A 20,403-nucleotide genomic window follows, 5' to 3' on the forward strand; every position below is an offset into this window, starting at 1 on the left:
GCCTCCGATTAATCTATCTTTTGCTGTTCTTCTAAGAAGCTTGCTAGAGTCCCTACTGTTTTGAAATCTTTCGGAACGAGCCCCTCATCGGGAATGGAAATGCCAAGATCCAATTCTATATGAAGGATGAGTTGAAGAACCATAATTGAATCCATATATAAATCCTCATTTAATCGGGCATCTTCATTAAAAGAAGACAGTGTCTGCAACTCTAATGAATTTTCCATAATATCATAGATGCTCTTAATCAATTGTTGCCGACTCATACAGGGATGCCTCCAAGTTTTTTTCTACTTACTTTTCCATTAGGTAGCTTTTCGATTTCATGAACAAATATGAACTCAATCGGAATTTGATGGGGGGCAAGAAATTTCCGGCACCATTCTCTAAGTTCTATAGTATCGATTGGTTCAGAAGACACATAGAGTGCGCAAACTCGCTCTCCTGATAAACTATCCTGTTTCTTATATACGACGGCTTCTGTTATTCTTGGCTCATCCATTAACACGCTTTCTACTTCTTGCGGATACACATTCAAGCCTGCTACATTAATTGTGTCATCGATTCTTGCAAGAAAAGAAAGAATATTATGTTCTATATAGCCAAGGTCTTTCGTATAAATCGTTTGTGTAGACGTTTCAATGATAATCTCGCTAGGTCTTTGTTTGTCACCAGCTGTCACCTTTACATGAGGTAGAGGATATCCCATCTCTTTTGGATCTTCCACATGAGGGTGAATCGCAACACAGCCAGATTCGGAGCATCCATACTGCTGTAGTACTTGGTTAGATTTTTCTCTTAATGATGTTAACCAGCTATGTGGCATCACAGTTCCTGACGTCATCACACGATCAAATTGTTGATCAATTGGTAATAATCGGCTTAATGTATACAGTAACGCTGGAGCTCCATAGAGTATGTGCTGAGGATGTTCTTTTAGCTTTTTCAATATATATTTAGGATTACTATTCGTAATAATAACCGGCTTTGCTCCTCTTCTTATGCAGGCTAGAACCCCACAAATAAATCCATAAGAATGAGTAACTGGACAAGCAACAACAGAATTTGTCATGGCATCAACAGGTAACGCTTTTACATAACTTTCAATCTCCTCCTCCACTGAGCTCCACGTTCGTTCAATGCACTTCGGAGCTCCTGTTGTACCTGAGCTCATTTGAACCAATACCCCTTCTTGGTTATTGGAATGATTGGATAGTTCAATAAACGTATCAATCGATTGGAACAACAACAGATGACTACCCGCAGTAGAAGCAATCCTTATGGCCCCCTCTTTGGGCGTAGCCTGATGGATTGGGACAACTGATCCTCCATTTTCACGAATGTATAAACAAAGAGTCATATATTGAAAAACATCATCCGTACAAATCGCTATCCTGCGATTGCTACACTCCTTTAGATGAGATAAGCCTTCATATATATCAAATTGTTTTTCAATATTTTCTACTGTATAAAATTGATCGTTAACATAAAACATCATTATTTCCCCTTTTCATCTGCTTGTGCCAACGTATTGTTGACGATATGTCGAAAATTTCCTTCTTCTTGATTTTGCAGTTTCTTTTTTAGTAAAGATTCAACAAAAATATGTGTGCTAGTAAACTGAAGCTGTTCATTTCTTGGGCATAAAGATGGAAAGCGGTCAAAGTGCTTCTGTATTCCGTTGTTAACTTGACTCCAAAAGCGTGTTTCTTCGTATCCATAATGCTCTTCTAGCAAATAAGATAGCTCACTTAAATGAAACACGAAGAGTGTATCCATAGCTAACTCTCGTAAACCCTCTACAGAAGACATCCAATAATATTGATCGGCAGGTGCATCTTTAAAGCGTTCATGTATCATTTCAAAATCTGGAACGAGTTTTCTATCGGCAATGAATTCTTCCGTATATTCGATACTGTCATGAAAATCCCGCCATACAATTCGTGTCGGCCACCCATTTTGATGCAATAAAATCATATTTTGCGCATGGGCCTCTACAGCAATTCCTTGAGCAACAAGTAAGTGCCAAACAGGAATAACACTCACTTCAATCAATCGTTTTATCCACGCCTCGGTTCCATATCGGCATAGCCAGTCATCAATAAAAGGACGCCCATCTAACTCCGTCATCATGAGTACCGTAAACGGTACTGCTTTCTCTTCTTCCTTCATGTACAAGCGCACACTTTCTCGCCATATGGTGCCAAACTGACCTTCTAATTTTCTACTATGCATTGTGGCATCCGGTTCAAAAATAATGCCTGCATATTCTTCCAGTACAATAACGCTCTTTTGTAAGTAGGCATCGGATTCAATGACCTGTTTAAGCCATGCAGAAATATGAGGAGCAGCACAAACAGCATGAGAATGTAACCTTCGTAATGAAGAGGTATTCACCATATTCATGGAGCATTTTAATTGTGCCTTTTTTGGATCTGAAGAATTCCATAATGTTCGCACTGATTGAGTTGCCCTATAGTAATCTCCTTTCACATCAAGAGGTATGAAATCTTTTTGTTCTATTAATTCAGCAAGTTCCTGTTTCATGGTACGCCATTGCCATGGGTGAACAGGTAAGAACGTATAGTCCTCAAATGTTCCTTTGAATACTGCAAGCTTGTCAAGAATGGTTTCCCACAGTAAATGCCCTAGCTCTCTTTTCCAAAAATTCGCTTCATCCTCAAGTACAGCGATTCGTACATAGCTTCTTCTCACTGCAACCCATTGAAGAGTAAATGCTTGCTTTCCCTCAGGGCCATAGGCTGCATGGTCGTCAATTGTAAAGCCGGTTCTGGATTTGAAACAAGGATGATAGGGATGTCCTTCCATAATTTCCGATTCTAATTCTTCATAGATTGATTTTCTTCTCGACATGGGCATTTGGAGATGTCGTTCATTCCATTCACAAAGCTTATTCGTTCCATGAAGTTCTTTCAGTAATCGAATTTTGTCTTGACGACTCGTCAGTAACTCATCGACTAGCTCCTCAAGCGTTGCCTCATGTACCGTTTCATCTTCGCTTACTAAAAAAATATGATCTTCCTTTATTCGAATGCGATCAAATGCCATCCTTCTACCTTCACAACGATAGGTGTATTTCTGTCCAATAAGTGTAAAAATTATAGTCCTTTGATCTAGACGTGTTTCTTCATATTTGATTAGTCCTTCAAAGATCATTGCTTCTACAAGCTGCCGCCTTACACGGAGTTCTCCTTGTTTAGCTAAAGGCTGTAGCTGCTGCATACTCTGCCTCCTCAAACTGAATAACAAATGGATTAGGAATTTTAGTATATACGGCTTGTTCCAGTTCGGCCTCCAGTTCATCTACATCATGAAACCTTGTTAATAGGTTTGCTTTGAAGGCAAGCTCCTCTTGTTTTAGAATGTTACGAACGAATATTTTTCCAAAACCTGTAAATTCTTTTTCTAATAAGTGCAGTTGATCCATAGACCACTTCAAAAGTTCATTTTCATTAATTAACTGATCTGCTCCAAATCGAGCAATAACAGGGAACAATTGATTCATAAATAAATAATAGGTAAATCTATCATGGATAAGGGCATCTTCGTAAAATAGCTCCTCCGTTTCATGTAAAGATGGTTCTATTGAAAGAAGTACATCTTTATATGCTTTTGATAAGTAATAACCTTGGTTATCGCGGTAATAATATTTAGTTGGATAACCTGAAGAGATGTTTAACAGACTATTTTGTTGATGGGCTTCAAGAGCGATCCCATGCTCATCGTATAATCTTAATAATGGTTCAATAGCATTTGTCCAATAGACTTTAAACCAATCTAAACTGACGCTCTCTAATGACCGGAATTCAGATTGAGCGATTTTCATGATGAGCTGACATAGCTTTGATTTTTCTTCTAGCAGGGGCTCTTGCACAAGCGTAGCGATCATGCAGATTCCTTCATCATGCCCCTTAGGAAATATGTTTGAACGAAAAATAACCTCAAATCCTGATTCCGTCTGATTTGGAAACTTTATAGTCATATACGCAGGGTCATTCATCATTTGAAAGGATGAATGCTTTTGTAAGAAATCTATCTTCTTCATTAATCGAGCCATAGCAATCCCCGCTTTGAGTTCATGAGTTCTATTGACCCTCAATGAATTTGTTATTTTTACGGGAATTGAAAACTTATACATCATTTCTTCCTGGGCGTTGTAAACCGTTCTGATTGAAGAGGTTGCTGTATAATATGCCCCTAGTGCTCCTTCGTATTTTATTAAATCTTCAGCAATCGCCTTTTTGACATACTGTTGCTGTAGAAGCCATTGTGCTTGTAAGGGGTGTACAGGAATGTAACAGACATTCTCTGACTTAACAAATTCAGGCTGTGATTTGATTAAAGATCGAGCAATGTGTTCACTAGCACTTATTTCTAATACGGAGGCCTCGTTCACCATTTTACGGTCGACTCGAAAGTAGTGAAGTTGGAAAGAACCTTGTAACTCTGGAGCAAAACTGGTTTGTTGCCAATCTGCCATCCCTTGTCTACTTTTAGGTGTTGGATGGAGCCAATGACCAAGTAGGAGAGACTGCTCTGCTTCAATAAACGTATCGCTAGCTCGGTGTTGCTTGTCACCTTCAAAACTCTTTTCAATATAATGGGCCATTGTTTGATAGCTCTCAATTATGCGAAGAATGAGTTCGTCAAAATGGGAAGAAAGCTTCAGACAGCCATCCATTTTAGTCGTACAATGTAGTTCCTGAATAAGCGTGATGAGAATCGTTAATTTATCCTCAACAAGCCATTGTTTTTGTTTTGTACAATATTTCAACGATGCACCAAATACCTGTCTTCCAACAAGAGATTTATATTCCACGCCAAATGCAAAACGTATGTTTTGTCTTGGTAACTCAAGCTCTAATATATATGCCTCGGTAATCAGGGCTGATAGTCGTTGTTCCTTAATCCATTCCTCCTTTTTGACCCAATGCCCGCTTCTCACCTCTCGTATATAACAATTCATAAACGCCTGAAACGTTGCATTCTTTGCAATCTGTTTAGCAATCTGCTGCATGAAATAAACCAATCCTTTCACAGAACCTTTTTACTATTAATTGATAATGATTATCACTCACTGTTGAAAAAATAAGTCTCCCTTATTAGAAAGACTGAGAAGTAAAAGTAAATCGAAACAAATGAGGTGTTGTTAACAATTGATAATGATTATCGTTTTCATTAATAATTACATTTTATAGGTAATATGGAAATGACTCAACTGTCTAAAGACCTATATGACAATACAAACCATTGAAATAGGTAAAAGTATAGAAAAAGTTGGCGTTTTCCGCATCACATATTAGAGATTTTTAATATTTAATGGATTAAAAAGCTTAAATATTACAAGAAAACAAGAATAGTTGTTTAATGAAACAAAGGTTCTTATGGTTTGAAAGACGTGCCATTTCACAAACGATGTACCTGTAGAAAAATAAGTATAGAAAAATAGCAAAAACGTTGATACCGCAACATTTCTGCTATTTAAAAATTTTATATTAATATTTTTGTCATAATTACATCTATTTGTTCTTCCTCATCCATATAAAAGCTGTGTGCCCCGGTCTGCACAAAGCCTATATTCTTATAAAAGCCTATGGCATTGTCATTTTTATCCCAAACTCCTAACCAGATGCTGCTTTTGTTTTGAGCTTCAGCTAATTCGACTGCCTTGTTGATGAGAAATTTGCCAAGACCTCTTCCTTGAAATGGCTGTCGAATATAAATACGTTCAATTTCAAGTGTCTCATCCCCCATTGGTTCAGACTGAGCATCATTGACATTCACCTTTAAGTAACCAGCAATGACATCATTGTTATAGATAAAATAAAATTCTGAAGCTTTATTAGATAATTCTTTTTCCAGCTGATACTCTGTAAATGCTTTCTCCAAGTAAGCGGTCATATTTTCAGGTGAATTATGATCTTTAAAGGTATCATTGAATGTTTCGATACTCACCTCTTGGAGTTTTTTTAAATCACCTATGCTACATTTTGATAATTTGATTGACATTGATTACACTCCTTCAGAACTCTTTATGTATTTTATATTGCAAATGCAATAAAAAGAATATATATTGAATGTAACTTATTTTTGTTGTATATGCAATAAAAAGTGGAGGGAGGTAATAAAAGTGAAATATGTTTTTTATGTCTTAGGCATTTTCATTTTAACACTGGGCATTTCTTTAACTATTCAATCTAATCTAGGCACTTCCCCCTTCGATGCCCTTTTAGTGGGTTTATCTAAAAATATAGGGCTGACTGTAGGTAGCTGGGAAATTATTATAGCTATTATTTTAATAGTTGGTAATTCTATGTTAACCAAGCAAAGGCCCGAATTCTTGGGCTTGATGACAGCCTTTATTACGGGAATTGGAATTGATATGTGGTTATTTGTGTTACACAATTGGATAACGCCTGTAGCTTGGTATAGTCAAGTTGTTAGTTTTGGTGTAGGTTTAATGGTGATTGGGTTAGGGACTGCCACCTATTTACATACGAATTTTGCACCGATACCTGTTGATCGATTAACCTTAATAATTAAAGAGCTCACGAAAAGGAGCATCTTTTTTGCAAGAACCACTATTTATCTCCTGTTTTTAGCGCTGGCGTTACTATGGAAAGGCCCAATTGGCTTTGGAACAATCATAACGGTTTGTTTGGGAGGGCTCATCCTCCATTTCTTTATGCCTATTACTGGCAGAATACTAGATAACCTCCTACAGCACTCTAATACCACTCTAAATGATCAAAATGAAGAGATTGAAAACTAGTATAAACCCAAATATTCTGTTTCTTGCTTAGAATGGGGTGATGTCATTTCCCCCTTTCTTCTATAAAGATAAAAATCCTGCTACGAACAGGATTTTTAAATGAAGTCTATCATGTAACATTATTTTCTTGAAAAAACTTTTTCTTCTCCTCTTCTGTAAATTCTTCTAGGTTTTGATAGGTATAGCGTGGATTACGATCCTTATCAATCACAACAGATCGTACACCTTCATAGAAATCCTTATGTCTTAAAAAGTTTCTTGCCAACATGAAATCTGTATTCAAACATTCCTCTACTGTTTTTTCACGAGCGTCAATAAGCTGCTGTAACGTAATTTTTAAAGAGGAAGGTGATTTCGACAAAAGCAAGTTCTTCGTGTCACGGGCAAATTCGCTTGGGTCATGGTTTAAGGATTGTATGATTTCCTCGACTGAATTTCTTGAAAAATGATGGTTTATTACTGTTTGAAGCTTCTCAAGTTCACTGTTCGTGGATGGATTACTAGAATATTTCTTAATTAGTTGGTGTAAGGTTGCGTTTATATTGTTAGAATGCCAATCTGTCTGTATAACGCTTTGAAGGAAATCAAATAGCTTATCGCTCGTCATATAATGATCTGCTCCGTTCGCAAAAAGGACATCTGCTGCTTTAATAATGGACGCAGTTAATGCCAAATAGTAACCAATAAATCCTGGCGCTTTGTTTAAGAAATAGCCCGCGCCAACGTCTGGAAAAAAGCCAATATCCATTTCCGGCATCGCCCATTTTGTACGCTCTGTAACGATTCGGTGGCTTGCTCCATAGGTTAATCCGACTCCACCACCCATGACTATGCCATCAAGGCAAGCAATAATTGGTTTAGAATAATGATAGATTTCCAAATCCACTTCATACTCTACTTCAAAAAAGTTTTCAGCTACTTTAAATGCTTCTTGACTGGATTGTGCTTGATAAAGTGTTTTAATGTCACCTCCAGCGCAAAACCCCTTCTCCCCTGCCCCTTGTAGTACAATAAGACAGATTTGATCATTCGCTTCCCATTCTTTTAATTTTTCTCTAATGAGGTTAAGCATGTTAGTGGAAAGAGAATTTAAAGCTTTAGGACGATTCAACGTAATGAAGGCTGATCCTCCATCTTCCACCGAAAATAAAACTTCGTTTGCCATGTTGGCCCCCTCCTTTAACAGTGTTTAAAGTGTGGCTGTCTTTTTTCAATAAATGCCTGCACACCTTCTTTGGCATCATTTGTTAAAAATAACTCAGCAAAACGCGTTCGTTCAAGTTCAAGTCCTTTTTGTAAGTTATCCTTCGTGCTTTGAATCACACATTCAATTGTACGAGAGACACATGTCATACTTTTACCCGCAACAAAGGACTGTGCAACAGCTTTAGCCGTCGTCAAAAGTTCCTCAGGTTCTGTTACGAGTTGAATAATACCTAGCTGTAATGCCTCGTCTGCACTCAGTTGTTTACTTGTTAAAATTAATTGGAGCGCTGTTGCTTGATTCGTCATTCTGCTAAGTCGTTGAGTCCCCCCGAATGTTGGGAGTAGCCCAAGCTTTAATTCTGGTAAGCCGAGAATGGCTTGATTCGAAGCAATTCGGAAATGACATCCTAACGCTAGTTCAAGCCCTCCTCCAAGAGCCGGTCCATTAATGGCAGCAATAACTGGTTTTTTCATGGCTTCTACTTCATCGCATAGCGCTTGCCCTGCTTGAGCCATTTGCAATGCTTTTTCCTGTTGGCCAAAGGCTGAAACAAACTCCTTTATATCAGCCCCAGCGACAAAAAATCGGCCAGTGCCTGTAATAATAATGGCACTTGTGTCTTCATCCTCTGCTAGCTCTTGGAAAATGAGACGTAGGTTTTCAATAGTGGCTGATGACAAAGTGTTTGCAGGTGGATGATTTAAATGAATAATTGAAATAGAATCCTCTTTACTAACGTTGACAAATGTATCGATCATGCTGCTCCTCCTAACTAATCATTTTTGGGTTGTCAATGAATGTTCTCGCAAGTGCCCGTTTTTTCATAAAGAGATTTTGCTGTAGCGGAATATTTAATTGTCGAATGTTATTTAGCAAGCTTACTCGTTTTTGTTCATTGCTTTCAGCGGCCGTAATGATAGTAATCGCACTTTCTTCTATTTTGCGGTAACCCTCCTGGCATAATATGTCAGTCATTAATTGTTTTGTTTGGACATGTGCAGTTTTTTTCGACCTGAGCCAGGCTGATTCCATGACATACGTTTCCATGGCCATATCCGCCAACAAACGCATAAATTCTTGCTCCTGTTCGAGTTGAATTTGTGCATTTGCAATGACATGAATAGCTAGTTGCATTAAATGCTTGGAGAGAAGGATGTAATGGTGATTTTTTTCTAATGGTTGAGCGTGAATAAAATCACCCTCTATTGCAGTTGTTTGTACATATTTTTTCCACAGCATTTTAGCCATTGTAAGGCGATTGATTTCATTTGTACCCTCGAAAATACGGTTAATTCTTGCGTCTCGATACAAACGTTCCACTTCATAATCTTGCATATAGCCATATCCACCATGTATTTGAACAGCTTCATCAGCTATTCTTCCAAGTGCTTCGGAACAATGTACTTTATGAAGTGCGCATTCCAGAGCAAATTCAGATATTTTCTGAACTATCGTTTCATTGCTTGCTGATGCAATAGCCTCATCAACTTTCCCAGCCGTTCGGTATGCACCGCTTTCTGCTCCATAAATCAGAACGGCCATGTCAGCAAGCTTTTCCTGTATCAATGTAAAGTCAACGATAGGTCGTTCAAATTGTTTCCGTCCCTTCCCATAATTCACGGCTATTTGAAATGCTTGTTTGGCCGTTCCTATATTAGAAAAGGCAAGCTTTAGACGTGCCATATTCAAAATGTTCATAGCGACTATATGTCCTTTGCCAACCTCTCCAAGAACACAATTGATTGGCACAATAACATCCTCTAAAATGAGCGTGGCCGTTGAAGAGCCTTTAATGCCCATCTTCTCTTCTTCCTGACCCACGGATACCCCTTTAATGGAACGTTCGACAATCAACGCAGTCATCCCCCTATTCGTCTGGGCAAATACAACGAAGACGTCTGCTAGCTGTGCATTGGTAATCCATTGCTTTTCTCCATTTACTAGCCATGCTTTCCCGTCTTCCGTTAATCTAGCATTCGTTTTGGGGCGCAGTGCATCAGAACCCGCTTCGGACTCTGTAAGGGCGTAAGCTCCAATCCATTCTCCAGAAGCCAACTTTGGTAAGTATTTCAGCTTTTGCTCCTCATTTCCAAAATAGATATAGGGTAATGTGCCCACCCCTGCATGAATATTGTAGGAGACACTAAAAGAACCCCCAAAACCCATTTTTTCTGCTACCAGACCAGAAATTTTTTTATTAAGCTCAAGTCCTCCATAAGCTTCGGGTATTTCAATGGCCAGTAATCCAAGATCACCTGCTTTTTGGAACAATTGTCGGGTGATCTCATATTGTTGCTGTTCAATGGATGAGATATTCGGTGAGACATCCTGTTTAATGAAGAGCTCAGCAGTTTTTGCAATGAGCTCTTCTTCATCGTGGAAATCCTCAGGTGTAAAGATCGTCATGTTGTTTTTTAGTCGATCCATATAAGCCCTCCTTGAAAGAAAGTGGAGAAAAGCCATTTACCTCTCCTACTTTATTTCCTCCTTCGGTAAGATGGTTTTTGCTAATTCACTATCTAAATCCTCGAATTTATAATAGGAAATCGTTTCATACAATTCGCTTCTTGTTTGCATATCCTCAATTGCTTCTTGTTGTGTTCCAGTATTTTTTATTAATTCAAATACGCGCTCGTATGCTTTTGCTGCAACTCTCATAGATGTAACGGGATAAATGACCATCGAGTAACCCATTTTTTCAAATTCCTTAGCGGTATAATAAGGAGTTTGACCGAATTCAGTCATATTGGCTAATAAGGGGGCATCTAACTCATTGGCAAATTGTTTAAACTCTTTTTCAGTTTGTAATGCCTCTGGAAAAATAACATCTGCACCAGCAGTAACATATGCTTTGGCTCTTAGTATAGCCTGCTCTAAGCCTTCAACAGACCTTGCATCCGTGCGAGCAACAATCATTAATGTAGGGGCTATTTGTTTAATCATTTTTATTTTTTGAATCATTTCCTCCTTTGGAACAAGAGTTTTGCCATTTAAATGTCCACACTTTTTAGGAAGATTTTGGTCCTCTAGCTGTACGGCAGCAACCCCTGCCTCTAGCATTTCACGAGCAGTACGGGCAACATTTAATACGCCACCAAAGCCCGTATCAATGTCCACTAGCATCGGTAAATTTGTAGCCCGAATAATATCACTAGCACGCTGGGCTATCTCATTTGAATAAATCATCCCTAAGTCTGGTAAACCTCTACTCGCTGTATAAGCGGCACCAGAAAGATATAATGCCTCAAAGCCAACTTTTTTAGCCATCAAACCAGCCATTGCATCATGTACCCCTGGTATTTGCAAAATAGCTGAACGAGCGATATGAGCTTTAAATTGTTCAGCTAATTGTTTTTGTGTCTTTGCTTCTTGGACAATCCATGTCATTTTTAAATACCTCCTCTTTATTGCGTTCGGAATCCATCTAAATTAAATAAATAGATTAACAAATTCATGAACAGCAATTTGTTCAAGCAGCTCTTTATTTACACAAACATCGTTTATTTTATTGAGTTGTTTTTGAGCATAATGCGTACGAAGGTTTTGCTGGAATTTATCAATAATCTGAGGGAATGCTTCCTCACGGCGGAAACGATGTCCTAAAGGATATTCACACTCAATTAGCTCAGTTGATGTACCATCTTTGTAATAAACTTGAACAGCGTTCGCAATGGATCGTTTATCAGGGTCTAAATAGTCGATTGTATATTGGCCTTTTTCCACAACAACCATTTTATTACGCAAGTCATCGATTCGTGGATCTGCCGCCACCTCATCTTCATAGTGATTTGCGGTAATGTCACCATAAATAAGACCAATCGCTGTAATATATTGAAGGCAGTGATCTCGATCTGCAGGATTGTGAAGAGGCCCTTCTTTATCGATAATTCGCATGGCTGATTCATGTGTTGTAATTTCTATGCGGTCAATATCAGCTAGGCGATTTTTTACTTCAGCATGCAAATGAACGGCACATTCTGCAGCCGTTTGAGCATGAAACTCTGCAGGATATGAAACTTTAAAGAGGACATTTTCCATAACATAAGATGCAAGTGGTCTCGCAAGCTTTAATTCTTGCTTATGAAAGAGCACATCTTGGAATCCCCAGCCTGGTGCAGATAATGCAGTTGCATAGCCCATTTCCCCTTTCACAGCCATCATTGCTAGTTGTACGGCCCTGCTTGTAGCATCGCCAGCAGCCCATGATTTTCTTGATCCCGTATTAGGAGCATGTCGATAGGTTCTTAAACTTGAATTATCAATCCAAGCATTTGATAGAGCATTGACAATCTCTTGATGAGTGCCCCCTAAAGCCTTTGTAACAACAGCTGTTGTCGCTATTTTGACAAATAAAACGTGATCTAAGCCAACACGATTTAAGCTATTTTCGAGTGCAAGTATTCCTTGTATTTCATGGGCTTGAATCATCATTTCTAAAACATCTTTCATTTGGAGAGGCTCTTGCCCTTCTGCAACACGTACACGACTCAAATAATCAGCTACAGCTAAAATACCACCAAGATTATCAGAAGGATGCCCCCATTCTGCCGCCAACCATGTATCGTTATAATCCAACCAACGGATCATACAACCGATATTAAAGGCACCTTTAACTGGATCAAGGACATAGGATGTTCCTGGAATACGAGTACCATTTGGAACGACTGTACCTGGTACTACAGGACCTAGAAGTTTTGTACATTCAGGATATTGTAAAGCTAAAATGCCACAACCTAACGTATCCAATAAAACATATCGAGCCGTTTCGTAAGCTTCTTCGCTCGTAATCTTTGTGTTTAATACGTAATCCGCAATATCAATAAGAAGCTGGTCTGTCATCGTTTTTTCATTCGTTTTAATCATCTATATCTTCCTTTCAAGGTATGAATTTGATATACTAGTATGCTGATGGGCATTGGTCAGAATGTCCATCAGCTCTATGGCGAGTTGTTAAAACTTGATTATACCGACAATTCTTCAAGGTTATGACGCTCGCCTATATAATGAACACGAGGTCTAAATAATCGATTATTGTCATGTTGTTCGATCACATGTGCACATAAACCGATCGTTCGAGAGCCAAAGAAAATAGGCGTATATAATTCAATTGGTAAGCCCAGCATGTAGTACACGGGCGCAGCATAATAATCTAAATTTGGATACAAGCCTTTTTCCTCCACCATCACTTTTTCACCGGCTTCGCACATGTGATATAAGCAGTCATCCCCTTGCTCCAAGCATAGTTTATACAAAGCTTCTTTCATGATCTGCGCTCTTGGGTCCATTTTTTTCATATAGACACGATGGCCAAAGCCCATTATTTTATCTTTATTTTTGAGCTTGTTTTTCAGCATCGCTTCAAAGCCCTCCACAGTCTTAGCTTCAAGCAGCATATACATGACTGCCTCGTTCGCCCCACCATGCAAATTTCCTTTCAATGATGCGACAGCACCAGTTAGAGCACCATACAGATCGGATTGTGTGGAGGCAATAACACGAGCAGCAAAGGTCGAATTCGGCATTTCATGTTCACTATATAAAACAAGTGATTGGTCAAAAATTCCCTCTTCTAATGGTGTTGGTTTTCTTCCAGTAATCATGTAATAAAAATTAGCACTATAAGAAAGCTGACTATCCGGTTCTACAACATCTTGACCATTTAATACACGGTAGCTATTCGCAACGATGTTGGGCATTCCACCTAAAAGTCGATATGCTCGTGTTACATTCATTTCAGTCGAACGATCATGGATGTGCTGATCATACCCTGCTAACGCTGAAATTCCAGTTCGAAGGCCGTCCATCGCATGTGTCCCATTTGGTAATAAGTTGAAAATTTGAAAAAGCTCTTGTGGAACGTGATAGTTTTCTTTCAATTTATCCTGTACGTCAGCTTGTTGCTCAGTAGTTGGTAGGTTTCCGTGCAATAATAAATGGACAATATCTAAATAGGCGTATCGCTGAGATAGTTCAATCAAATCATAGCCACGTATAACAATTTGACTGCCTACTACGTCTAAGAAAGACAGTTTTGTTTCCGCAGCAATAACTCCATCAAGACCTGGTGAATACGTTAACTCCATAGATTACAACCCCTTTGTTTAATCATTCTTGTAAGCGTTACCATTCAAACTCGAAAGAACAACAAAAAAACAACTTCTATCCTTTAGAAGTTGTTAATCTACAAAAGTATGACAGAACAAAAAACAGTGAACTTACATCCATTCACAATCATCATACAGTAGCTAACACCTCCCTATCCTCGTAGGTCAATTGATGCTTATTTAGTGGCAGGTCTCCTGACTTATCATCAACGTTCCTATAACACCTTCCCGTTTTGAAGAACAAAACAGTGGTCTCGTTATGGAACTCCTACATACAGTTGCGGGACAGTGTTGGACTCACACCAACTTCCCTTTTAATCAAATGGAATCAAACCCATTTGAACCACCAAAATTTAGCATATTCAATTTGTCTTTTTACCTTAACATAGAGGTTTCCAAACAATCAATATAGGTAAAATTCAGAAAAGACTGATTATAAAAAGCTATTTTTCATTTTTGACGAACTATTCTGCATATTTAAGCATTATTTCGCTCAAAAAAAGATTGTTAATCAATCCCAATGGAGCTATATTTATGAAGCCTGCTTTAAAAAAGCGATTTGTTTTGCATTACGATGAAACGAGGAGTGACGGGATGGGCTATATAACTGAATTAAGAAAGCTTATCGGTAATAGACCAATTATAAGCGTTGGTTCGACAGTTCTTGTTGTTAATGATGATAAGAAAATACTCTTTCAACATCGTTCAGATACGTTGGATTGGGGATTACCTGGCGGTTCAATGGAAATAAACGAAACATTAGAGCAGGTTGCTGCTCGTGAACTTTATGAGGAAACTGGTCTCGTGGCTAAAGAGTTTGAGTTTATCGGTGTTTTTTCAGGACCTGATTATTACTACTGTTATCCGAATGGCGATGAAATCTATACAGTCATTCACCTTTATAGAGCTAAACATGTAAGGGGTGTATTGGAAATGAAGGATGGTGAGAGCTTAAGCCTCACTTATTTCAGTAAGGAAGAACTTCCGAATAATATGGAACAGAGGACGGTCGCTCTCTTAAACAACCTAGAGGGCAAAATATGGGGGTTCGAAAGCTCCTTTACGAAGCTTTCCAAATAACAATGTAAGAATTTTAATAAGGACTTTCTTCGCAAAGACATTTCAGATCATTCCAAACTAGTATTCTTGTGAATTCTTTCGCGAGGGTGACTGGGCAAAATCGCGTTGTATAGCTCAAGTGATGCGGAATGCTTAAATGGTTCACCTTTCATGATTTCCTCTACTAGCTGACCATTTTGCATGACGAGGATGCGATCTGAAATAAAGCGTGTAGCCTGTAAGTCATGAGAAATGAAAATGTATGCAAGTTGCAAATCCTTTTGTAGTGTCTGCAGTAATTGAATGATTTGTTTTCGCAAAATCATATCTAAACTACTAATGGGTTCATCTAAAACAATTAATTTTGGATGTAAGGCAAGCGCTCTTGCAATGTTCACACGCTGTTGTTGTCCCCCACTAAGCTGGGAAGGATACTTTTCGGCAATAGATTTTTCTAACTCTACATGATTAAGTAATTCCTTTACCTTATAGTGTCTCTCAGCTGAGCTATAATGCTCGAAATTTAGGTACGGTTCCTCTAAAATTTGAAAAATAGTGTGCTTTGGATTTAATGAATGATAGCTATTTTGGAAGACTGCTTGTAAATCTCTCCGTATCATTTTTTTCTGTTGGCTAGTGGCATCATAAAGATTAACCCCTTGAAATAGAACCTCACCGGCTGTTGGCCTTTCCATTCCTAATATAATTCGGCCCAATGTGCTTTTTCCTGAGCCACTTTGTCCAACAATGCCTAAGCATTCCCCCTCCTGAAGTGAAAATGATACTTTCTGTAATACAGGAGCATCCTGTCTTCGCTTGAATATGAACGGTCTATGTGCATAGTTCTTCTCAATATTTCTCACTTCTAGTAGCTTCAATTTTTTCACCTCTAAAACATCATTCGGGATTGTAATAGTTTCTTTGTATAAGGATGCTGTGGTGCATCAAAAAAATCATAGACATTCGCTTGTTCAATTAGTTCCCCCTTATACATCACGGCTACATCATCAGCTAGTTCAGCAATAACGCCTAAATCATGCGTCACAAGAAGTATGGCTGCCTGTGTTTCCAGGCGAATCCGATCAAATAATGTCAATACCTGTTTTTGGTTGACTGTATCAAGAGCTGTCGTTGGCTCATCAGCTATGTATACCGAGGCTTGAATTGCGAGTGACAAAGCAATCATTACACGCTGTAGCATTCCCCCACTTAATTGGAATGGATAATAGTGTAAAAGTTTCTCGGGATTAGGTAAATTAACTTTTGACATGCTTTCCATAGCAATTTGTCTAATTTCATTTTTAGTTATAACAAAATGAGCCTTTAATGATTCACGAAAATGACTTTCAATGGTTTGCACACGGTCAAAGGCAGTCGAAGGATTTTGCATAATAATAGATAGATGTCTTCCACGATAAGCTCTCATTTGAGCAGCATTTATCTTCAATAAATCTTGTTGATGGTAGAATATGTGCCCTTTGATAATCTGCGCTCTAGACGGTAAGGCTTGCATGATAGCTTGGCAAAGCATGGTTTTCCCACTACCGCTTTCGCCAATAATCCCCAAAACGCGGCCTTGATAGGCTGTCAGATGAATGGCGTTTAAAATATTTTGTTCTCCAATTTTGACCGATAAGTCTTTCACTTCTAAAACTTTCTTCATAACTTCCCCTTTACTGGTCAGGCGTCTTTAAACTACTTGCCAAAACATTACATACTAGGACAACTAGAACGATAGTAAGCCCAGGATATAGCATTAATTCGGGATGTTGGCGGATATATTGCTTCCCTTCATTTACCATCATTCCCCACTCAGGAGTGGGAGCCTGCACGCCAAGCCCTATAAAGGAAAAGCCTGCAATCTCTAAAATAACCTTTCCCATATCTAATGCAACAATCGTTACAATAGGAGGCCAAACATGAGGGAGATAGTGACGAATAATTAATTTCACACCTGTAGTACCGCTTATTCTTGCCGCTAGAATAAAATCCTTTTCATTCATGCCGATAAATAAACTTCGAATTAGTCTTGAATAATAAATAAGCTGTGTCAAAATAAGTGCGATTAACACATTTTTTAAGCTTGGCCCTAATACACCTAAAAGCCCAAATGCTAGTACAAGTGTTGGAAAAGCTAATAAAATATCGCATATCCGAATAAATAGCGCATCTATTATACCTCTTTTTAAAGAGACCCATGCGCCCAACAGGATCGCTACTACAATAGCAACTATTTGTATGACGAGCGCCGCACCTAAAGAATACCGAATCCCTAAAAGCAATCGTGAGAAGACACATCTTCCTAAATGGTCTGTTCCTAATGGATAGTCCCATGAAGGTGCTAGAAAATTCTTAGAAATATCAACTGCTAAAGGGTCATGAGGCATCATGAGTGGGGCAAACAGTCCTAGTAAACCAATGATGATTAGTATAGTGAGACTCATAAATCTTCTCATATGTATACGTTCTAAGTTCACTTTACTCTCTCCTATTCTTCATCATCAGATGAGGATCCAATAAACGATGCAATACATCTGTGCCTAGATTGGCGAGCACATAGATGACAGCGATCACCAACACATAGCATTGTACAACGGGGTAATCACGATTCGTTATGGATTCTATTAAATATCTACCGAGTCCAGGCCAACTAAATACTTGCTCTACAATGACAGCCCCACCTAGCAAATTTCCGAGTGTCATCCCTAACAAAGTTGATATCGGTATGGCAGCATTCCTCCCCACGTGTCGGATGAGAATGACCGATTTTTTTAAGCCTCTAAGCTGTGCATATTTTACATAGGGCTGCTCGTATTCTTCAATGATGGCAGAGCGGATAAACTGTGAGAACAATCCGATTGTAGGTAAAGCTAATGTGAAAGCTGGTAAAACTAAATGTGCTCCTGAACCTTTTCCATTCGTCGGAAAAATCCCAAGTTTTAAACTGAATAGATAAAGTAGGATAAACCCTAACCAAAATGTTGGAATGGAAACACTTAGGACTGTAAATAATCGAATGATTTTATCGATAAAGGAATGCTTATATAATGCACTCACAACCCCTAACGGAATACTAAAGGTTAAAATAAGGATAAATGCTACTAAAGCTAATTCGATGGTAGCGGGTAGCTTAGCAAATAGCTCATCACCAACGGGTAATTTACTAACAAAAGATGTCCCAAAGTCTAGCTGTAAAACGCCTTTTACCCATAGCAGATATTGCATGATAAAAGGCTTATCTGTCCCTAATTCTTCTCGTAAAGCTTGTATAGCCTCTGGTGTTGGGGCTATTCTTGCAAGTCGAAGAATGACCTCTGCTGGTTCTACTGGTACGAAACGAATAAACACAAAGGTCAGAATAGATACGCCTACTAATACAAATGGAAGTGTGAGAATTCTTTTTACACAAAACATCCAAGTCGATTCGTACATGTCGTCACTTCCTATTTCATCCGATGATAAAAAGAGAGTTGTCCTGGTTCGACACACTCTCTCTTTCATACTTAGTTTTCTTTATCCATTTGTGCATATGGAATGTCATACTCAGAAGCACGTGGTGCAAAATCCTTCATATATGGTTGATAAATAACTTGATTCGTTTCATACGATATTGGATAGAACAATGCTTGTTTGTGGAACATTGTTAAAATATCCGTGTATAGCTGCACGCGTTCTTCTTCATCGGTCCCGACTAATAATTGATGTATGTTAGTATCGATTTCTTGAGTATTTGGTAAGCCTAATTTTGCTTCATAAACACCACTAGCATTTGGTGTAGCTGATTCATTTGCAAAGCTATGTGGATCAGTCGGCGGTCCATTAGTTCGCCAGAAGTTAATATCAACCTGATCATCCATTAATTTTTGCAGACCGACCATCACATCGGCGCCTTCAATATTTAACTGTACGCCTATTTTCGCTAGCTCGCCCTGCATTAACTCTGCCATAGGTTTTTGAATGGCATCAGTAGCAATATAGATTAAATCTAATGTAAGGGGTTGACCATTTTTTGAACGAATTTTTTCACCCTTCTGTAGCGTCCATCCAGCTTCCTCTAGCAATTTCTGTGCTTTTTCAGGATTATATATAATGGGGGCTAAATCAATATTGGCATATGGAATTGCTTCCCAAAATAGCGTGTTAGCCACTTTTTCTGTACCATGTGTAATGCTTTCTACCATTTGTTCCTTATTGATAGCATATTGCATTGCTTGTCGAACCTTTAGCTCAGCTAACGGTCCAGACTGTGTATTGAACAGTAATGCTTTCGTAGACAGTGGCTCAGATGTAGCTGTTCTATATTTGCCACTATCTCTTAAATACGTATAGTTATCTAAACTAATAACCCCTCGCCCATAAATGACATCTAATTCTTCATTTTCAAAGGCTAACGAAATGGATTCCGAATTTGGGATGATTTTAACCTTTATTTTATCTACGAGAGGCTTTTCTCCCCAATAATGTTCATTACGGCTAAATAAAGCATATTCATCTTTTTTATAGTCGGTTAAAACCCATGGCCCTGTGCCAATAGCTGATTGAATGGAATCATTTGTCTTATCGCCGTCTGGGAAGCCATTATCCCCTAAAAAACGGAATGGTCTGACAAAGGCTAATTCGTTTAACACAGGGTAATACGGTTCGTCTAATTGCAAACGTATTGTTGATTCATCTACTTTGACGACCTCTTTTATATGGTTGACCATGCCCATCCAAGAATGCATGTCACGATTCGCTAATACCGCATCAAAATTGCGAATCACATTATCAGCATTAAAGGCAGTCCCATCCGAATAGTTAACATCCTTGCGTAAATGGAACGTATAAGCAGTTTTATCCTCTGAGATGACCCAGCTTTCTGCTAGCTTTGGCGTAATTGTCCCATCATCGTTATACGCCACTAAAGATTCATAAACCATTGCTTGAGCAGTCATCTGATTTGGTAAATATGTATGGGGGTTTAATGGGCCTACATCTAATGGCCAACCAATCGTAATCATTTTTTCATCTGTCTGTTCAGTTGATGCTGAGTTTCCTTTGTCTTTTTCCGTGCTTGTACAACCTGCAAGAAAACTGAAGGTCAAAACAAGCATGTAAGGCAGTAAATACTTCGTCCATCTCATTTTTTATCTCCTATCTCTATTCCCTGTTCATATCTACAAATTGAATAGAAAGAAGGCATAAAAAAACCTTATTCTACAAGAATAAGGACAGATAAACCTACAATACGTAAGCTACCA

General features: G+C 38.5%; 18 protein-coding genes and 1 riboswitch. Of the genes, 2 read left to right on the plus strand and 16 right to left on the minus strand.

The genetic code is table 11. From position 1 onward, the window contains the following. Nucleotides 1-8: 8 nt before the first annotated feature. The 5 genes from asbD to paiA form a co-directional block, all read right to left on the minus strand. The gene (gene asbD / locus AC3CH7_RS08135) at nt 9-266 is read right to left on the minus strand and encodes a petrobactin biosynthesis protein AsbD (RefSeq protein ID WP_031415996.1); all 258 of its coding nucleotides are present in this window, start codon (nt 264-266) and stop codon (nt 9-11) included. Continuing rightward, on the minus strand, nt 263-1,495 hold the full coding sequence (locus AC3CH7_RS08140) for an AMP-binding protein (RefSeq protein ID WP_488381672.1): 1,233 nt from the start codon (nt 1,493-1,495) through the stop codon (nt 263-265). Before AC3CH7_RS08140 ends, asbD begins: the two co-directional genes overlap by 4 nt. A gap of 2 nt (nt 1,496-1,497) precedes the next feature. Next, a complete protein-coding gene (locus AC3CH7_RS08145) occupies nt 1,498-3,243 on the minus strand; it encodes an IucA/IucC family protein (protein WP_488381673.1) in 1,746 nt (581 codons plus the stop codon). Continuing rightward, nucleotides 3,218-5,038: an IucA/IucC family protein gene (locus AC3CH7_RS08150; RefSeq protein WP_012294576.1), complete on the minus strand. Its 1,821-nt coding sequence runs from the start codon at nt 5,036-5,038 to the stop codon at nt 3,218-3,220. Before AC3CH7_RS08150 ends, AC3CH7_RS08145 begins: the two co-directional genes overlap by 26 nt. A 473-nt stretch (nt 5,039-5,511) precedes the next feature. Further along, complete coding sequence (paiA, locus tag AC3CH7_RS08155; protein WP_416277656.1) at nt 5,512-6,030, minus strand: spermidine/spermine N(1)-acetyltransferase; 519 nt, start codon at nt 6,028-6,030, stop codon at nt 5,512-5,514. A gap of 121 nt (nt 6,031-6,151) precedes the next feature. Here paiA and AC3CH7_RS08160 point away from each other — a divergent pair, with 121 nt between their 5' ends. Further along, nucleotides 6,152-6,793: a YczE/YyaS/YitT family protein gene (locus AC3CH7_RS08160; protein WP_488381674.1), complete on the plus strand. Its 642-nt coding sequence runs from the start codon at nt 6,152-6,154 to the stop codon at nt 6,791-6,793. Between the two features lie 109 nt (nt 6,794-6,902). On the opposite strand, the gene AC3CH7_RS08165 is transcribed toward AC3CH7_RS08160, so the two are convergent. From AC3CH7_RS08165 to mmgD, 6 genes are all read right to left on the minus strand, one after another. Next, on the minus strand, nt 6,903-7,958 hold the full coding sequence (locus tag AC3CH7_RS08165) for an enoyl-CoA hydratase/isomerase family protein (protein WP_012294579.1): 1,056 nt from the start codon (nt 7,956-7,958) through the stop codon (nt 6,903-6,905). A 14-nt stretch (nt 7,959-7,972) separates the two neighbouring features. Continuing rightward, complete coding sequence (locus AC3CH7_RS08170) at nt 7,973-8,758, minus strand: enoyl-CoA hydratase-related protein (protein ID WP_031416003.1); 786 nt, start codon at nt 8,756-8,758, stop codon at nt 7,973-7,975. A 10-nt stretch (nt 8,759-8,768) separates the two neighbouring features. Beyond that, nucleotides 8,769-10,427 (minus strand): acyl-CoA dehydrogenase family protein, encoded by a 1,659-nt coding sequence (locus AC3CH7_RS08175; protein WP_031416004.1) that lies wholly within the window; start codon nt 10,425-10,427, stop codon nt 8,769-8,771. Between the two features lie 45 nt (nt 10,428-10,472). Further along, on the minus strand, nt 10,473-11,387 hold the full coding sequence (gene prpB, locus AC3CH7_RS08180) for a methylisocitrate lyase (RefSeq protein WP_036163716.1): 915 nt from the start codon (nt 11,385-11,387) through the stop codon (nt 10,473-10,475). A 42-nt stretch (nt 11,388-11,429) separates the two neighbouring features. After that, nucleotides 11,430-12,863, minus strand: a complete 1,434-nt coding sequence (locus AC3CH7_RS08185) for a bifunctional 2-methylcitrate dehydratase/aconitate hydratase (protein WP_036216312.1) — start codon at nt 12,861-12,863, stop codon at nt 11,430-11,432. 98 nt (nt 12,864-12,961) lie between these two features. After that, on the minus strand, nt 12,962-14,083 hold the full coding sequence (gene mmgD / locus AC3CH7_RS08190; protein ID WP_012294584.1) for a citrate synthase: 1,122 nt from the start codon (nt 14,081-14,083) through the stop codon (nt 12,962-12,964). A gap of 189 nt (nt 14,084-14,272) precedes the next feature. Then, nucleotides 14,273-14,467: riboswitch (cobalamin riboswitch) on the minus strand. A 231-nt stretch (nt 14,468-14,698) separates the two neighbouring features. On the opposite strand from mmgD, the gene AC3CH7_RS08195 reads away from it, so the two are divergent. Next, nucleotides 14,699-15,184 (plus strand): NUDIX hydrolase, encoded by a 486-nt coding sequence (locus AC3CH7_RS08195; RefSeq protein ID WP_031416007.1) that lies wholly within the window; start codon nt 14,699-14,701, stop codon nt 15,182-15,184. Nucleotides 15,185-15,231: 47 nt separating this feature from the next. On the opposite strand, the gene AC3CH7_RS08200 is transcribed toward AC3CH7_RS08195, so the two are convergent. The 5 genes from AC3CH7_RS08200 to nikA form a co-directional block, all read right to left on the minus strand. Next, a complete protein-coding gene (locus AC3CH7_RS08200; protein WP_488381675.1) occupies nt 15,232-16,050 on the minus strand; it encodes an ABC transporter ATP-binding protein in 819 nt (272 codons plus the stop codon). 2 nt (nt 16,051-16,052) lie between these two features. Then, entirely contained in the window at nt 16,053-16,826 is a 774-nt protein-coding gene (locus AC3CH7_RS08205; protein WP_012294587.1) for an ABC transporter ATP-binding protein, read from the minus strand. 10 nt (nt 16,827-16,836) lie between these two features. Beyond that, nucleotides 16,837-17,640 (minus strand): ABC transporter permease subunit, encoded by an 804-nt coding sequence (locus AC3CH7_RS08210; RefSeq protein ID WP_236249520.1) that lies wholly within the window; start codon nt 17,638-17,640, stop codon nt 16,837-16,839. Between the two features lies 1 nt (nt 17,641). Further along, on the minus strand, nt 17,642-18,595 hold the full coding sequence (gene nikB / locus AC3CH7_RS08215) for a nickel ABC transporter permease (protein WP_036161745.1): 954 nt from the start codon (nt 18,593-18,595) through the stop codon (nt 17,642-17,644). A 71-nt stretch (nt 18,596-18,666) separates the two neighbouring features. Beyond that, nucleotides 18,667-20,286 (minus strand): nickel ABC transporter substrate-binding protein, encoded by a 1,620-nt coding sequence (gene nikA, locus AC3CH7_RS08220; RefSeq protein ID WP_289448968.1) that lies wholly within the window; start codon nt 20,284-20,286, stop codon nt 18,667-18,669. Nucleotides 20,287-20,403 lie beyond the last annotated feature (117 nt).

It is taken from the genome of Lysinibacillus sp. F12 (assembly GCF_057773605.1).

Coding starts and splice junctions, on each gene's coding strand:
- asbD (WP_031415996.1), bottom strand. CDS start 266: ATGAGTCGGCAACAATTGATTAAGAGCATCTATGATATTATGGAAAAT.
- AC3CH7_RS08140 (WP_488381672.1), bottom strand. CDS start 1,495: ATGTTTTATGTTAACGATCAATTTTATACAGTAGAAAATATTGAAAAA.
- AC3CH7_RS08145 (WP_488381673.1), bottom strand. CDS start 3,243: ATGCAGCAGCTACAGCCTTTAGCTAAACAAGGAGAACTCCGTGTAAGG.
- AC3CH7_RS08150 (WP_012294576.1), bottom strand. CDS start 5,038: ATGCAGCAGATTGCTAAACAGATTGCAAAGAATGCAACGTTTCAGGCG.
- paiA (WP_416277656.1), bottom strand. CDS start 6,030: ATGTCAATCAAATTATCAAAATGTAGCATAGGTGATTTAAAAAAACTC.
- AC3CH7_RS08165 (WP_012294579.1), bottom strand. CDS start 7,958: ATGGCAAACGAAGTTTTATTTTCGGTGGAAGATGGAGGATCAGCCTTC.
- AC3CH7_RS08170 (WP_031416003.1), bottom strand. CDS start 8,758: ATGATCGATACATTTGTCAACGTTAGTAAAGAGGATTCTATTTCAATT.
- AC3CH7_RS08175 (WP_031416004.1), bottom strand. CDS start 10,427: ATGGATCGACTAAAAAACAACATGACGATCTTTACACCTGAGGATTTC.
- prpB (WP_036163716.1), bottom strand. CDS start 11,387: ATGACATGGATTGTCCAAGAAGCAAAGACACAAAAACAATTAGCTGAA.
- AC3CH7_RS08185 (WP_036216312.1), bottom strand. CDS start 12,863: ATGATTAAAACGAATGAAAAAACGATGACAGACCAGCTTCTTATTGAT.
- mmgD (WP_012294584.1), bottom strand. CDS start 14,083: ATGGAGTTAACGTATTCACCAGGTCTTGATGGAGTTATTGCTGCGGAA.
- AC3CH7_RS08195 (WP_031416007.1), top strand. CDS start 14,699: ATGGGCTATATAACTGAATTAAGAAAGCTTATCGGTAATAGACCAATT.
- AC3CH7_RS08205 (WP_012294587.1), bottom strand. CDS start 16,826: ATGAAGAAAGTTTTAGAAGTGAAAGACTTATCGGTCAAAATTGGAGAA.
- nikB (WP_036161745.1), bottom strand. CDS start 18,595: ATGTACGAATCGACTTGGATGTTTTGTGTAAAAAGAATTCTCACACTT.
- nikA (WP_289448968.1), bottom strand. CDS start 20,286: ATGAGATGGACGAAGTATTTACTGCCTTACATGCTTGTTTTGACCTTC.